The organism is Symbioplanes lichenis (genome assembly GCF_030709675.1).
GTDB classification, from domain to species: domain Bacteria; phylum Actinomycetota; class Actinomycetes; order Mycobacteriales; family Micromonosporaceae; genus Actinoplanes; species Actinoplanes lichenis.
In genome coordinates, this window is record NZ_JAUZQD010000008.1 from 106218 (window position 1) to 121965 (window position 15748).

The following is a 15748-nucleotide window of genomic DNA, read 5'->3' on the forward strand; positions in this document are numbered from 1 at the left end:
AGGGCGCCGGGCGCGGCGGGCGGGCCGCGTACGTTGCTGGTGTGGTGTCCTGACTGGCCGGTGGTGGCGGCCGAGATGGTGGACGGGGTCGGGGCGGACGGGCCGGTGGCCGTGCTGCGGGCGAACCGGGTGGTGGCGTGTTCGGAGGCCGCTCGGGCGGACGGGGTGCGGCAGGGGCTGCGGCGGCGGGAGGCGCAGAGCCGGTGTCCGGGGCTGACCGTGGTGGAGTTCGACGCGGGGCGGGACGCGCGGGCGTTCGAGCTGGTGGTGGCGGCGGTCGAGGAGGTCGCGGCCGGCGTGGAGGTGGTGCGGCCGGGGGCCTGTGCGGTCGCGGCCCGGGGGCCGGCCCGGTACTTCGGGGGTGAGGAGCTCGCCGCCGAGCGGATCGTCGAGCAGATCGCGCAGGCGTGCTCGGTGGAGGCGCAGGTGGGGATCGCCGAGGGGGTCTTCGCGGCGGGGCTGGCCGCGCGGACCGGGGTGATCGTCGAGGCGGGGCGGACCACGGCGTTCCTCGAGCGGGTGACCGTCGACGCGCTGGAGCGGCCGGAGCTGGCCGATCTGCTGCGCCGGCTCGGGGTGAAGACGCTGGGGGAGTTCGCGGCGTTGCCGGCCGGGGACGTGCTGACGCGGTTCGGGTTCGACGGGGCGCTGGCGCACCGGCTGGCGGGCGGGCTCGACCATCGGCCGCTGGCGGTGCGGCAGCCGCCGCCGGACCTGGAGGTCACCGGCACGTACGAGGACGATCCCCTCGACCGGGTCGACGTCGCCGCGTTCGCGGGGCGGGCGCTGGCCGAGCGGCTGCACGAGCGGCTGGCCGCGTACGGGCTGGCGTGCACCCGGCTCGGCATCGAGGCGATCACCGCCGACGGGCAGGAGCTGCACCGGGTGTGGCGGCACGACGGGCTGCTCGACGCGGCCGCGATCGCCGAGCGGGTGCGCTGGCAGCTGGACGGCTGGCTGACCGGTGGCCGTCGGCAGGACAGAAGGCCGACTGCGGGTCTCGTACGGCTGCGCCTGGTCCCGGACGGTGTCATCGTCCACCTCGGACTCCAGCCGGGGCTCTGGGGCGACGCCGGCGCGGAACGTGAGCGGGCGCACCGGGCGCTGAGCCGGGTCCAGGGCCTGCTCGGACCCGACGCGGTGCTCACGGCGGTGGCGGCCGGCGGCCGGTCGGCGGGCGACCGGGTCCGCTTCGTCCCGTGGGGCGACGAACGCGAGCCGGCCCGCCCCGGCGCGGCTCCCGAGCGGGGCATCCCCGTGGCAGAGCACGAGCCGGCGCTGGAAGGAGCGTCAGAAAAAGAGGTGGAAGGGCGCGAGCCGGCCGCCCGCCCGAGAGATATGAGCAGAAAGCGGAAACAGAAACAAATGTCCGAATCGCCAGCGCCCCCGTGGCCGGGGAAACTACCCGCGCCCGCGCCCGCACTGGTACTCCCGCAGCCGGCTCCTGCCGTCGTCCGGGACGAGGACGGCAACACGGTGGGCGTGAGTGCGCGGCTGCAAATAACCGGGGCGCCGCGGGTGCTGACGCTCGGGCCCGAGGAGCTGGAGATCACCGGCTGGGCCGGGCCGTGGCCGGTGGACGAGCGCTGGTGGGCTCCGGCCGAGGCCGGGCGCCGGGCACGGTTCCAGATGGCGGTCGCGGACGGGCGCGCCTTTCTTCTGTCCCTGAGCGGCGGTCACTGGGCCGTGGAAGCGATATACGACTGATGAGTTTTCACAATCCCGACATCTCGTGGGGCGAGCTGGAGAGCAAGCTCACGGGCAAGCGTCACCTGCACGTCGTCGATCCGCTCGCGGTGGACGGCGACGGCGGGGACTCGCCGGCGTGGTCGCGCAAACGGCAGCCGTACGAGGCTCCCGCTTTCGTCAAGAAGGCCACCGCCGAGCCGTACGCGGAGCTGCACTGTCACTCGAATTTCAGCTTTCTCGACGGGGCGAGCCACCCCGAGGAGCTGGCCGAGGAGGCGGCGCGGCTCGGGCTGACCGGGCTCGCGGTGACCGATCACGACGGGTTCTACGGGGTGGTGCGCTTCTCGCAGGCGGCGCGGGAGCTGGGGCTGCCGACGATCTTCGGGGCGGAGCTGTCGCTCGGGCTCACCAAGCCGCAGAACGGGGCGGCCGATCCGGAGGGCACGCACCTGCTGGCCCTCGCGCACGGCACCGAGGGGTACGCCCGCCTGGCCCGGACGATCTCGCGCGCGCAGCTGGACGGGGGCGAGAAGGGCCGCCCGGCGTACAAAAGCCTGGAAGAGCTCGCGGAAGTCTTGAGAGACCACGTCCTGGTCCTGACCGGTTGCCGCAAGGGCAGTGTGCCGCAAGCGCTGGCGCAGAACGGCGTGGAAGCTGCGGCCTACGAGCTGGACAGGCTCATCGACCTCTTCGACCGCGCCAACGTCGTCGTCGAGCTGACCGCGCACGGCAACCCGGACGACGACGACCGCAACGATGTCTTGTACGAGCTCGCTCGCAGCCGCCGCGTCGAAGTGGTCGCCACCGGCAACGTGCACTACGCGACCCCGGGCCGGCGGCGGCTCGCGACCACGCTGGCGGCGGTCCGGGCGCGGCGCAGTCTCGACGAGATGGACGGCTGGCTGCCCGCGGCGGGGACGGCCCACCTGCGCAGCGGTGCGGAGATGCGGCGGCTGTTCGCGGCGTACCCGGGTGCGGTGGAGAACGCCGCGATGTACGGCCGGGAGCTCGCCTTCGACCTCAACCTCGTGGCGCCGAAGCTGCCCGACTTCCCGATCCCGGAGCCCGGGCACACCGAGATGAGCTGGCTGCGCGAGCTGACCATGCGCGGCGCCCGCGAGCGCTACGGGCCGCCCCAGGCCCATCCCAGGGCGTACGAGCAGATCGAGCACGAGCTCCGCATGATCGAGGAGCTGGACTTCCCGGGCTACTTCCTCGTGGTGTACGACATCGTGCGCTTCTGCCGCGACAACAAGATCTACTGTCAGGGGCGGGGCTCGGCCGCGAACTCGGCGGTCTGTTACGCGCTGCGGATCACCAATGTGGACGCCGTGGAGTACGACCTGCTCTTCGAGCGGTTCCTCGCCCCGGAGCGCGACGGGCCGCCGGACATCGACGTGGACATCGAGTCGGACCAGCGCGAGAAGGTCATCCAGTACGTCTACGACAAGCACGGCCGCGAGCACGCCGCTCAGGTCGCCAATGTCATCTCCTACCGGCCCCGGTCGGCCGTACGGGACATGGCCAAGGCTTTTGGATTCTCGCCCGGGCAGCAGGACGCGTGGAGCAAGCAGATCGACCGGTGGGGCAGTGTCGCCGCGGTCGACGTGGAGGACATCCCGGCGCACGTGGTCGACTTCGCCAACCAGGTGCAGAGCTTCCCGCGGCACCTGGGCATCCACTCCGGCGGCATGGTGATCTGCGACCGGCCGATCATCGAGGTGTGCCCGGTGGAGTGGGGGCGGATGCCCGGCCGCTCGGTGCTGCAGTGGGACAAGGACGACTGCGCGGCGATCGAGCTCGTCAAGTTCGACCTGCTCGGGCTGGGGATGCTGTCGGCGCTGCACTACGCGTACGACATGATCGAGCTGGAGCTGGACCTCGGCGACATGCGGCTGGACGATCCGGAGATCTACGAGATGCTCCAGCGTGCCGATTCCGTCGGGGTCTTCCAGGTCGAGAGCCGCGCGCAGATGGCGACCCTGCCGAGGCTCAAGCCGGACAAGTTCTACGACCTCGTCGTCGAGGTGGCGCTGATCCGGCCGGGGCCGATCCAGGGCGGCTCGGTCCACCCGTACATCAGACGAAAAAACGGACTCGAGGCGCCGACCGTCCCCCATCCGTTGATGGCGAATGCCTTGGCCAAGACGCTCGGCGTGCCGCTGTTCCAGGAGCAGCTCATGCAGCTGGCGATCGACGTCGCGGGGTTCGACCCGGCCGAGGCCGATCAGCTCAGACGGGCGATGGGATCCAAGCGGTCGACCGAGAAGATGGAACAGATCCGGCAAAGGCTCTATGAGGGCATGGCTGAACGAGGCATCACCGGCGACCTGGCCGACGAGATGTTTCACAAGCTGTCGTCGTTCGCCAACTACGGCTTCCCCGAGAGCCACGCGATGAGCTTCGCCTATCTCGTCTACGCGAGCGCGTGGCTGAAGAGATATCACCCCGCCCCCTTCTGCGCGGCGCTGCTCAACGCCCAGCCGATGGGCTTCTACTCGCCGCAGTCGCTGGTCGACGACGCCCGCCGCCACGGGGTCGAGGTGCGCCGCCCCGACATCAACCTCAGCGACGCCCTGGCCACCCTCGAGTCCGACGAGAGGACGAGGTGGGGCTCGGGGCCGGAGGAGCCGCCGCACATGTGGGGACTGGGCGGGCCGGCCGTACGCATGGGCTTGTCGAGCGTGCGCACCCTCGGCGCCGACCTGGCGGAGAAGATCGAACACGAGAGGCGCGCCGGGGGTCCGTACCGGGACATGACAGATCTCGCGCGGCGGACCGGGTGCTCGACCGCCCACCTGGAGGCGCTCGCCACCGCCGATGCCTTCGCGGGTTTCGGCCTGTCGCGCCGCGAGGCGCTGTGGGCGGCGGGCGCGGCGGCGCAGGACCGGCCCGACCGGCTGCCGGGCACGGTCACCGGTACGGGTGCTCCCGCGCTCCCCGGCATGGAGGACGTCGACAAGCTCGTGGCGGACGTGTGGGCGACCGGCCTGTCCCCGGACGCGCATCCGGCGCAGTTCCTCCGCGCGGAGCTGGAACGGCAGGGCGCGCTGCCCGTCGCCCGGGTCGGCCAGGTGACGTCGGGCACCCGGATCCGGGTCGGCGGCATCGTCACGCACCGGCAGCGACCGGCGACCGCGGGCGGGGTGACGTTCGTCAACCTGGAGGACGAGACCGGGATGCTCAACGTCACCTGCTCGCCGGGGCTGTGGCAGCGCTATCGCCGGGTGGCGCGGACCAGCTCGGCGCTGCTGGTGCGCGGGATCCTCGAGAAGACCGCGGAGGGCGTGCTGAACCTGGTCGCCGACCGGCTGGAGACACTCACACCACCGGTGACGCCGGCGTCCCGGGATTTTCGGTGATTATTCCCTTACAGCACCTTTTGTGGCGTACACCGTTAGCCGGGGTGAAGACCACGTCGAGGGAGTGACACCATGATCCGCAGCCTGAGCCTGTCCGCCGTCCTGCTGGCGCTCGCCGCGAGTCCCGCCGCCGCCGCGAAGGCCGGGGAGAGCCGGCTGGAGCTGAGCTACACCGCCGCGGCGGGCTACGCGGGCGCGGTCGAGCTGCGCTGCAAGCCGGCCGCCGGCGCGCACCCGCGGAAGAAGACGGCGTGCCAGGAGCTCACCGCGGCGAAGGGCAACCCGGCGAAGCTCAAGCCGCGCGCGGGCATGTGCACGATGCAGTACGACCCGGTGACCGCCACGGTCCGGGGCACGTGGCGGGGCGGACAGGTGGCCTGGTCGAAGACCTTCGGCAACGCGTGCGCGATGCGCCTGGCCATGGGAGATGTCATGGCATTCTGATGACAAAGCGCCCTACTGACCTTGGGGGCCGGCTCCTAGCATCGATGCATGTCCACAACGGAGCGGACCGACGTCGAGCAGGCGCTGCTCGGCGGCACCACCTATCGCAGCCTCGGCGAGCAGCGTCTCTCGCCGCAGGAGGAGCGCTTCGAGCGAGCCCGGCGCACGGCGGGCTTCGTCCTCGCCCCGCTCGTGACCCTCGTCTTCCTCGCCCTGCCGCTGGACCTGCCGCCCAGCGAGCAGACCCTGGCCGGCATCCTGCTCGGCGTCATCGTCGCGTGGGTCACCGAGCCCGTCCCGATCCCGGTCGGCGGCCTGATCGGGGTCGCGCTGATCGTCCTGCTCGGGGTGGCGCCGGCGGCCGACGTGCTGGCGCCCTTCGGCTCGTCCACCGTCTTCACGTTCATCGGCGCGTTCATCCTCGCGCAGGCGATGCTCAAGCACGGCCTGGCCCGGCGCTTCGCGTTCCGGCTGCTGTCGGTGCCGGGCGTCGGCCGCTCCACCACCCGGGTGATCATCGCCTTCGGCGTCATCACCTGCTGCCTGTCCGCCTTCGTCTCCAACACCGCCACCGTCGCGATGCTCCTGCCGACCGCGCTCGGCATCCTCACCGTCATCGCCAAGCTGCTGCAGGAGCGCGGCCACGTCGCCGGCGCCTTCGACCCGACGCGGCTGCGGGTGGGCGCGGCGTTGCTGCTCATGCTCGCGTACGGGGCCAGCGTCGGCGGGCTCCTGACGCCGGTCGGCAGCCCGCCCAACCTCATCGGGCGGGGCCTGATCGAGGAGGCGACCGGTGAGCGCATCTCGTTCGCGGAGTGGTCGGCCGTGGCGGCGCCGATCTGCCTGGCCATGTTCGTCGTGCTGGCCGTGGTCCTGCTGCTGCTCAACAAGCCGGAGATCAGGCGCATCGACGGCGTCGAGGAATACGTCGCCGCCGAGCGGGCGAAGCTGGGCCCGATGTCGCGCGCGGAGCGCAACACCCTCGTCGCCTTCGCCGTCACCGTCGCCCTCTGGATCACCCCGGGCATCGTCGCGCTGATCGCGGGCAGTGACTCGGCGGCCTACGACACGGTCAGCGGCCGCCTCAACGAGGGCATCGTGGCGGTGCTCGGCGCCTCGCTGCTCTTCCTGCTGCCGACGGCCTGGGGCGAGCGCAAGTTCACGCTGGACTGGAGCGACGCCGCGCGCATCGACTGGGGCACGATCCTGCTCTTCGGCACCGGCATCATCTTCGGCTCGCTGCTGGCCGACACCGGGCTGGCCGAGCGGATCGGCAAGTCCAGCGCCGACGTGCTCGGGCTCTCCAGCACCTTCGCGGTCACGGCCTTCGCGGTCCTGCTGGCCATCCTGATCTCCGAGACCACCAGCAACACGGCCTCGGCCGCGGTGGTCGTGCCCATCATCATCCCGATCGCGGCCGCCACCGGGATCGACCCGCTGGTGCCGGCGCTGGCCGCGACCTTCGCCGCGTCCTTCGGCTTCATGCTGCCGGTCTCCACGCCGCAGAATGCCGTGGTCTACGGCTCCGGCGCCGTGCCGATCACCACGATGATCCGGTCCGGGGCGTCCTTCGACGTGCTCGGCGCCGCGCTGATCCTCCTGCTGCTGCCGCTCATGGTGGCCCTCGTCGGGCTGGGCGGCTGACATGGCGGCTGACCCAGCGGCCGGCGTGGCGCGGATCGCGGTGATCCCCGGCGACGGGATCGGCGTCGAGGTCACCGCGGCGGCGCGGGAGGTGCTCGACGCGGTGGCCGCCAAGCACGAGCTCGGCCTGGCCTACGACGAGTTCGACTGGTCGTGCCGCCGCTATGCCGAGCACGGCGCGATGATGCCGTCCGACGGGCTGGAGACGCTGCGGCGCTACGACGCGATCCTGCTCGGGGCGGTGGGCTGGCCGGGCGTCCCCGACCACGTCTCGCTCTGGGGTCTGCTGATCCCGATCCGGCGCACGTTCCGCCAGTTCGTCAACCTGCGGCCGATCCGCACGTTCGCCGGCCTGGTGAGCCCGGTGCGCGACGCGGTCGCCGACTTCGTGGTGGTGCGCGAAAATGTCGAGGGCGAATACAGCGAGGTCGGCGGCCGGATGAACCGAGGCTTCCCGGACGAGTTCGCCGTGCAGGAGTCGGTGTTCAGCCGGGCCGGGGTGTCGCGGATCGCCGACTTCGCGTTCGGGCTGGCGCGCACCCGTCGCTCCTACGTGACGTCGGCCACCAAGTCCAACGGCATCGTGCACACCATGCCGTTCTGGGACGAGGTCGTGGCCCAGCGCGCGGCCGCCCACCCGGACGTGCGCTGGGACGCCGAGCACATCGACGCCCTGGCCGCGAAGCTCGTCCTGCAGCCGGAGCGGTTCGACGTCATCGTGGCGTCCAATCTTTTCGGCGACATTCTCAGCGATCTGGCCGCCGCGGTGGCCGGCAGCATCGGCATCGCGCCGTCGGCCAACCTCGACCCGACGCGGGCCGGGCCGTCCATGTTCGAGCCGGTGCACGGGTCGGCGCCCGACATCGCGGGCAAGGGCATCGCCAACCCGGTCGGCGCGGTCTGGTCGGCCGCGCTGATGCTCGAGCACCTCGGCCACGCGGACGCGGCGGCGGACGTGCTGGCGGCCATCGAGACCACGCTCGCCGGGCCGGACACCCGGACCGCCGACCTGGGCGGGACGGCGGACACCGGCACGGTCGTGCGTGCCCTCGTGTCCGAAATAGGTCGCGCGGCCGGCCGGCCGCCGGTGCGGTGAGCGGTTTGGTCCACAAGAGAGCTGGCCACCATCTGCCCCGCCGTCGCGCCGGTGAGCGGCGCCGGGCCGAACGCGTCGACGAGACGGCCACGCCCGGCCGGAACAGCCCGGAGCTTTGGGATTTCGCGTGGTATCGGAAAGGCGGGACCGACACCGGGCTGACGAAGACCGTCCGCGCCCGGGACACGGCGACGATCAGGGCGCGCTGTCTCGCCGAGGCGCCCGGCACTGAGGGCGGCAAGGGCAATGTCAGTCAGCTCGACGGCGCCGGTGGCTTCGCCGTTTTCCCGGCCTTCGATCTGCCGTTCCGGCGGCCCGAGCACGTCAACATCGACGGCGGCGGGGACCGCGACGCAGCGTGTCATCCGGGCGTACGGGTTCGGGTGATCGCCGGGACGGACGGATCGCTGCTGTCGGAAATCCGTCGCACCTGGGTGCGACACGTCACATATTTGCCAGTGTCGATCGGTGGCGGGGAGATGCCTCGCCGGACGGGGGAGGGCACGTGCGACGAATATCTGTTCTGGCAGTGTGCGTCACTGCGGCCGCGGCTTCGGTGAGCGCGCCGGCGGCGGCTGCCGTCACCGACACTCCGGCGGCCGCTCCGGCGCCGGTCCGGGTCACGAGCGACCGCATCCTGATCACGGGCGATCGGGTGACCGTCCACAGTGACAAGACCGTATCCGTGGTGCCCGCGGCGGGACGCGAGGGGATGCGCTTCCTCAGCACGTCCACGCCCGCGGGCCGGTCGGTCATCCCCGTGGACGCGTTGCCGCTGCTGCGGTCGGGGCGGCTCGACCCCCGGCTCTTCGCGCTCGACCCGCTGACCGATGCGACGGAGCTGCCGCTGCTGGTGGCGTACCCGAAGAGCAAGAGTGCCCAGGCCCGCACCGCGACCGGCGTCGCAGGCACCCGGGTCACGCGCGAGCTGACCAAGGTCGGCATGCTTGCGGTCCGGGCGAACGCCGCCGGCCGGGCGGACCTCTGGAAGTCATTGACCACGGGTACGGACGCCGCCCGCACGTTGCGCGCCGGCGTCGACCGCGTCTGGCTCGACGGCAAGCGCCGCGTCAACCTCGACCGCAGCGTGCCGCAGATCGGGGCGCCCGCGGCGTGGCAGGCCGGCCTGGACGGCACCGGCGTCAAGGTGGCTGTGCTCGACACCGGCATCGACGCCACGCACCCCGACTTCGCGGGGCAGATCGCGGAGTCGCAGAACTTCACCGACACGGCGAGCACCGACGACGAGGTGGGCCACGGGACGCATGTCGCCTCGACCATCGCCGGCACCGGCGCCGCGTCGGGCGGGCGTTACAAGGGCGTCGCCCCGGGCGCGAAGCTGGTGATCGGCAAGGTCTGCGGCACCGAGTACTGCGAGGACTCCGCCATCCTGGCCGGCATGGAGTGGGCCGCGAGCCGCGCGCCCGTCATCAACATGAGCCTCGGCGGTGGGGACACCCCCGAGATCGACCCGCTCGAGGCCGCGGTCGGCGAGCTGACCCAGCAGTACGGCACCCTGTTCGTCATCTCCGCGGGCAACGCCGGTGGCTATCAGACCCTCAGCTCCCCGGCGAGTGCCGACGCCGCGCTGGCCGTGGCCGCGGTCGACCGCGACGACCAGCTGGCGAACTTCTCCAGCCGGGGCCCGCGGGTCGGCGACAACTTCCTCAAGCCGGAGATCTCCGCGCCCGGTGTCGACATCGTCGCGGCCCGCGCGGCGCACGACCGGATCGGCGGTCCGGCGCCGGTCGAGGGCTACTCCAGCCTTTCCGGGACGTCCATGGCGGCCCCGCACGTCGCCGGTTCCGCCGCGATCCTCACCCAGCAGCACCCGGACTGGACGCCGCAGCAGCGCAAGACCGTCCTCATGGGAGCCGCGAAGCCCACGCCGGGCGCGGAGGTCGAGGGGCAGGGCGCCGGCCGGGTCGACGTGGCCCGGGCGATCACCCAGGAGGTCGCCGTCGACGAGGGCACGCTCGGCTTCACCGGCGGGCAGTGGCCCCACGGCGACGACCAGCCCGAGACGAAGACCGTCACCTACCGCAACGACGGCGCCGCGGCTGTCACGTTGACGCTGTCGCTCGACGCCCCGGCGCTGTTCTCGCTCACCGGGCCGTCGACGCTGACCGTGCCGGCCGGGGGCACCGCCACGACGACCGTCACGTCCGACACGAGCGTCGAGTCGCCGGAGACGTACCGGGGTGGTTATCTGACCGCGACCGGTCCCGGCGGGCTGCGGGTCGTGGCGCCGGTCGGTGTCTATGTCGAGCCGGAGAGCTATGACGTGCCCGTCACGGTCACCGGTCGCGACGGCGTGCCGGCCGAGTCGGCGTACACCGTGTTCTTCGATCAGGAGACACTGCGGTTCTTCGAGATCGGCGGGGCCGGCGGCACCGTCCGGCTGCCCGTGGGCGACTACGGCGTCTACTCCTTCGTCGACAGCTCGGATTCCTCGGCGCTGCTCGCGCAGCCGCTGCTCGTCGTCGACGACGCGGACCCGGTCCGCATCGACGCGCGTAAGGCCGGCCGGGTGCGGGTGACCCCGCCGCGGGCCGATGCGGTGAACACCATGCTCGCCGCCTCCGCTGAATGGCTCAGCGACGAGTGGGGCGTCGGCGCCGGGACGCTCGGTGACGAGGCCCACGCGCTCTACACCGGGCAGATCGCTCCGGCCGCGCCGCTCGACATCTTCACCGCCACGATCGCGGCGTCCTTCGCGCGGGGGTCCGGACGGAACAGCCCCGAGATCTGGGACTTCGCGTGGTTCCGGAAGGGCCGGATGTACACCGGGCTCAGCAAGACCGTCCGGGCCCGGGACATGGCGACGATCAAGGCGCAGTACAACGCCGAGGCGCCGGGGACGGAGGGCGCCAAGGCGAACATCGGCACCCTCGACGGGGCCGGCTTCTGGGCCGTCTTCACACCGTTCGACCTGCCGTTCCGGCGGACCGAGCACGTCAACACCGACGGCGGGCAGTGGCAGTCGCAGTTCTACCAGAGCATCCCGGCCGCCTCCCCGGAGGACTTCCCGACCGACGTGAGCTGGGCTCAGGCACCGCCGCGGACGCTGCGGGCCGGGCAGACGTACCGGGAGGTGTGGAACAAGGCCGTCTTCGGCCCGAGCGTGGTCGGGCCGCAGTATCCGTTCGACTACGTGGTCCGGTTCGGTGACACCGTGTTCGCGGCGATCCGGCTCTTCAGCGAGGGCTCGGGGCATGCCGGTGGTTCGGTGGTGACGTCGGCGCGGACGGCGCTCTACCGGGGCGACACGTTGATCGGGGAGAACGCGGCCGTGTGGGGCGAGTTCGCTGTGCCGCCCGAGCCGGCGACCTACCGGCTGGAGGCCACCGCGTCGCGCGGGGCGCCGCACACGTTGTCGACCTCGGTGACCGGCTCGTGGACGTTCCGGTCTGCCACTGTCCCGGGTGACGATCCCGCGCACGATGCCGCGCAGGTGCCGATCTCGACGATCCGGTTCGATCCCGCGCTCGATGATCACAACCGGGCCTCCGGGACTCTCCGGGTTCCCGTCCACATCGACCAGCAGGTGCCGGCAGCGGTGCGGAAGGTCACTGTCGACGTCTCGTACGACGACGGCGCCACGTGGAAGGCCGTGCCCGTGACGGGTTCCGGGGTGCACCGGGCGGCCGTGATCCGGCATCCCGCGGGTCCGGGATTCGTGTCGCTGCGGGCGACGGCCGTGACGGCGGCGGGTACCGCTGAGCAGAGTGTGATCAGGGCGTACTCGATCGGTTGATCGGGTGGTGCCCAGGGGCGGCGGGCTCCGGCTCGCCGCCCCTCTCCCGCGCCCGGCCGTTACGCTGCGACGGTGGACACCGCATCGACGCGTACCCCCCGACCGCCCGTCACCGTGCGCACGGCCGCCGTCTGGGCGGTGCTGCGCCGGGAGCTGGACCGGCAGCCCGGCCGCGAGCTGACCGTGCTCGACGTCGGCGGCGGGACCGGCGGGTTCGCCGTGCCGCTGGCCGAGCTGGGCCACACCGTCACCGTCGTCGACGCCAGCCCCGACGCGCTGGCCGCCCTGACCCGCCGGGCCGCCGACGCGGGCGTGGCCAAGCGGGTGCACGCGGTGCAGGGCGACGGCGACGCGCTCGCCGGGCTCGTGTCGCCGGGCAGCGTCGACCTCATCCTCTGCCACGCCGTGCTCGAAGTGGTCGACGACCCGGCCGGCGTGGTCCGCGCGATCACCACGGCGCTGCGGCCCGGGGGAGCGGTCAGCCTGCTCGTGCCCGGGCGGGCCGCCGCGGTGCTCAACCGGGCGTTCAACGGGCACCTGGCCTCGGCGTCCGCGCTGCTCGACGATCCCGAGGGGCGGGCCGGGCGGCGGGACACGCTGCGCCGGCGTTACGACGCGCGGAGTGCCGCGGAGCTGCTCGGGGCGGCGGGTCTGACGGTCGAGGAGACCCACGGCGTCCGGGTGCTGGCCGACCTGCTGCCCGCCGCGGTCACCGAGGAGGACCCGCAGGCGATGGTGGAGCTGGAGCTGGCCCTGTCGTCCCGGCCGCCGTTCCGGGACATCGCGTCGCAGCTGCACGTCTTCGCCCGTCGCCCGTGACTCTTTTCGATCAGCCGGGCCTGGTGCGGCCCGCTTACGGGCGCGGGAGTCTCGCGGAAGTGCTGCCCAGCGTGGCGGCGGTGCTCGGGGTGCCCGGCGCGGTCGACTCGCTCGGGCTCGGGACGGCGCTGGGCGACGTCGATCGGGTCGCTGTGCTGCTGGTGGACGGGCTGGGGGCGTACCAGCTGGCGGCGGTCCGGGAGCACGCACCGATCCTCGGGCAGATGGGTGACCGGACGATCACCTCCGGCTTTCCCTCCACGACGCCGGTGAGCCTGGCCACGATCGGGACCGGCGTGCCGCCCGGCGAGCACGGGATCCTCGGCTTCACCGTCCGGCAGCCGTCGGGCGAGGTGCTCAACCACATCCAGTGGGGCCACCACCCCGATCCGCTCGCGTGGCAGCCGGTGCCGACCTGGTTCGAGCGGGTACGGGCCGCGGGGGCCGGCGCGACACTGGTCACACGGCCTTCCTTCCGGGGTACGGGTCTCACGGTCGCTTGTTACCGCGGCGCCTCGTTCTCCGGGGCGACCGACGTGCCGTCCCTGGCCGAGGCGATGCTCGCGGCGTTGTCGGCGCCGGGGCTGGTCTACGGCTATCACCCCGACCTGGACCATCACGGGCACGGGACCGGGGTCGGGTCTCCGGAATGGGTTTCCGCGGCGGCGGCACTCGAGGAATTGGTGTCGCGACTGATCTCCGGGTTGCCGCCTCGGTCGGCGCTGCTGATCACCGCTGATCATGGTCAGGTGAACATTCCGTTCACTGCTCGTCCTGACATTTCCGACATATCGCCTCCTGGGCTGGTGGGGGTGGCCGGGGAACCGCGGGTTCGATATCTGCACACGGCACCTGGGGCTGCTTCTCGGGTGGCGGCGGCTTTCCGGTCCGCGTTGGGGTCGTCGGTGCGGGTGCTGCTGCGGGACGAAGCCGTTTATTCTGGACTTTTCGGATCTGTTCCGGCGGCGCATGCCGGGCGGATCGGGGACGTCGTGGTGCTCTGCGTCGACGACATCGTGCTGACCGCCCGGGACTGGGAGCCGCCGTCGGTCGGCAAGCTCGTGGCCTATCACGGGTCGGTGACCGCGGCGGAGATGACGGTGCCGCTGCTGATTTCTGTCGTACCCCCGGCCTAGGGTTTCCGGCGTGGGACGAAGTCAGGCGATCGGGCAGGGGTTCGACCCGCGGTTCGGGCCGGAGGCCGACGACGCGGGGTGCACCATCCTGCACGTCGACATGGATGCCTTCTACTGCTCGGTCGAGGTGCGGCGGCGCCCCGAGCTGCGCGGCAAGCCGGTCGTGGTCGGCGGGCTCGGGCCGCGCGGGGTGGTGAGCTCGGCCAGCTACGAGGCCCGGCGCTACGGGGTGCGCAGCGCGATGCCCATGGCGCGGGCCCGGTCGCTGTGCCCGCGGGCGGTCTATCTCGAGCCCGACTTCGCCGAATACACGGCCGCGTCGCGCGCGGTCATGAAGATCTTCCGTGACGTGACGCCGCTGGTCGAGCCGTTGTCGCTGGACGAGGCGTTCCTCGACGTCGCCGGCGCGCAGCGGCTGCTCGGGCGGCCCGCGGTCATCGCGGCCGGCATCCGCCGCCGGATCCTCGAGCAGCAGCGGCTGACCTGCTCGGTGGGCGTCGCGCCGAGCAAGTTCGTGGCCAAGCTCGGCTCCACCCGGGCCAAGCCCGACGGCATGATCGTCGTCCCGGCGGGCGAGGTGCTCGACTTCCTGCACCCGCTGCCGGTCGGCGCGCTGTGGGGCGTCGGGGACAAGAGCGCCGAGCGGCTCCAGCGCCTCGGCCTCGCCACCGTCGGCGACCTGGCCCGGGCGCCGATCCGGATGCTGCGCGGCAGCCTGGGCGAGGCCGCCGCCGCCCACCTGCACGAGCTGTCCTGGGGGCGCGACCCGCGCAAGGTCGTGCCCGAGCACGAGGAGAAGTCGATCGGCGCCGAGCACACCTATGACGTCGACGTCACCGACCCGGCCGTGATCCGGCGCAGCCTCCTCGGCCTGAGCGAGAAGGTCGGCGCCCGCCTGCGCGCCGCCGGGGTCGCCGGCCGCACGATCACGATCAAGGTCCGGCTCGACGACTTCCGCACGGTCAACCGCTCCCGCACCCTGCCGGCGACCACCGATGTGGCCCGCGAGATCTTCGAGATGTCGTGGAGTCTCTTCGAGGCGCTGCGCCCGGCCGACCCGATCCGGCTCGTGGGCGTCCGGGTCGAGGGCCTCACCGCCGCGGCGGGTGCTCCGCGCCAGCTCACGCTGGGTGAGCCCGAGCGCGGCTGGCGCGAGGCGGAGGCCGCCGCGGACGCCGTGGCGGCCCGCTTCGGGCGTTCCGTCGTCGGTCCGGCCAGTCTTCTGGGCCGATCCGGGCGCCGCGTAACCGAAAATCACCCGCACTCGACGGTCGTCCCGCTTTCCGACCCGCCCACCCCCTCGTAGACTTGCTCCAAGGCAGCCGGACGGCTGTCTCGCTTCATCGGCCGCCTGCGACTCCGCCGGGGGCCGGGACTTGCGCCCGGGGAGGAATGTCGTGCCGCTCTCGGAGCACGAGCAGCGGCTGTTCGATCAGATCGAGCGGTCGCTTGCCGAGGACCCCAAGTTCGCCTCGGCTGTGCGCAACAGTGACCCGCGCTTCCACGCCCGCCGTCGATTCGTCGTCGCCGGGTTCGGGGTCGTGGTGGGTCTCGCGCTACTGGTTCTGGCCGTGATGATCGGCAGCACGCTGCTCGGCGTCGGTGGCTTCGTCGTCATGCTCGCGGCCGCGGCCTTCGCCGTCCAGAGCCGTCGCAAGGGCAACGCCCCCGCCGACCTCCACGCCGTCGGCGGCACCGCCTCCCGCCGCACCCGCCAGCCCCGCCGCGGCGGGCTCATCGACCGCCTCGAGGACCGCTGGCGCCAGCGGCCCGAGGGGCACCGCTGACCCGCCCGCCCCGG

11 protein-coding genes are annotated in these 15748 nt (G+C 72.5%); all 11 read left to right on the forward strand.

Annotated features, from left to right (window positions below; genetic code table 11):
• Nucleotides 1-75: 75 nt before the first annotated feature.
• Complete coding sequence (locus RAN62_RS20465) at nucleotides 76-1707, forward strand: DNA polymerase Y family protein (protein ID WP_305786546.1); 1632 nt, start codon at nucleotides 76-78, stop codon at nucleotides 1705-1707.
• Entirely contained in the window at nucleotides 1707-5051 is a 3345-nt protein-coding gene (locus tag RAN62_RS20470) for an error-prone DNA polymerase (protein WP_305786300.1), read from the forward strand. The genes RAN62_RS20465 and RAN62_RS20470 overlap by 1 nt, the downstream gene beginning before the upstream one ends.
• A gap of 72 nt (nucleotides 5052-5123) precedes the next feature.
• Nucleotides 5124-5495, forward strand: a complete 372-nt coding sequence (locus RAN62_RS20475; protein ID WP_305786301.1) for an SSI family serine proteinase inhibitor — start codon at nucleotides 5124-5126, stop codon at nucleotides 5493-5495.
• 48 nt (nucleotides 5496-5543) lie between these two features.
• Entirely contained in the window at nucleotides 5544-7139 is a 1596-nt protein-coding gene (locus RAN62_RS20480) for an SLC13 family permease (protein ID WP_305786302.1), read from the forward strand.
• Nucleotide 7140: 1 nt separating this feature from the next.
• The gene (locus tag RAN62_RS20485; RefSeq protein ID WP_305786303.1) at nucleotides 7141-8235 is read left to right on the forward strand and encodes a tartrate dehydrogenase; all 1095 of its coding nucleotides are present in this window, start codon (nucleotides 7141-7143) and stop codon (nucleotides 8233-8235) included.
• The gene (locus RAN62_RS20490; protein WP_305786304.1) at nucleotides 8232-8795 is read left to right on the forward strand and encodes a hypothetical protein; all 564 of its coding nucleotides are present in this window, start codon (nucleotides 8232-8234) and stop codon (nucleotides 8793-8795) included. Before RAN62_RS20485 ends, RAN62_RS20490 begins: the two co-directional genes overlap by 4 nt.
• Entirely contained in the window at nucleotides 8765-11992 is a 3228-nt protein-coding gene (locus RAN62_RS20495) for a S8 family serine peptidase (protein WP_305786305.1), read from the forward strand. The genes RAN62_RS20490 and RAN62_RS20495 overlap by 31 nt, the downstream gene beginning before the upstream one ends.
• A gap of 72 nt (nucleotides 11993-12064) precedes the next feature.
• A complete protein-coding gene (locus tag RAN62_RS20500; RefSeq protein ID WP_305786306.1) occupies nucleotides 12065-12811 on the forward strand; it encodes a methyltransferase domain-containing protein in 747 nt (248 codons plus the stop codon).
• Nucleotides 12808-13947: an alkaline phosphatase family protein gene (locus RAN62_RS20505; RefSeq protein WP_305786307.1), complete on the forward strand. Its 1140-nt coding sequence runs from the start codon at nucleotides 12808-12810 to the stop codon at nucleotides 13945-13947. The genes RAN62_RS20500 and RAN62_RS20505 overlap by 4 nt, the downstream gene beginning before the upstream one ends.
• A gap of 10 nt (nucleotides 13948-13957) precedes the next feature.
• Nucleotides 13958-15253, forward strand: coding sequence for a DNA polymerase IV (locus RAN62_RS20510; RefSeq protein ID WP_305786308.1), 1296 nt, complete (start codon nucleotides 13958-13960; stop codon nucleotides 15251-15253).
• Between the two features lie 91 nt (nucleotides 15254-15344).
• Nucleotides 15345-15734 carry an SCO2097 family morphological protein gene (locus RAN62_RS20515; RefSeq protein WP_305786309.1) on the forward strand — a complete coding sequence of 130 codons (390 nt, stop codon included), beginning with the start codon at nucleotides 15345-15347 and terminating at the stop codon, nucleotides 15732-15734.
• The last annotated feature ends 14 nt before the right edge of the window (nucleotides 15735-15748 follow it).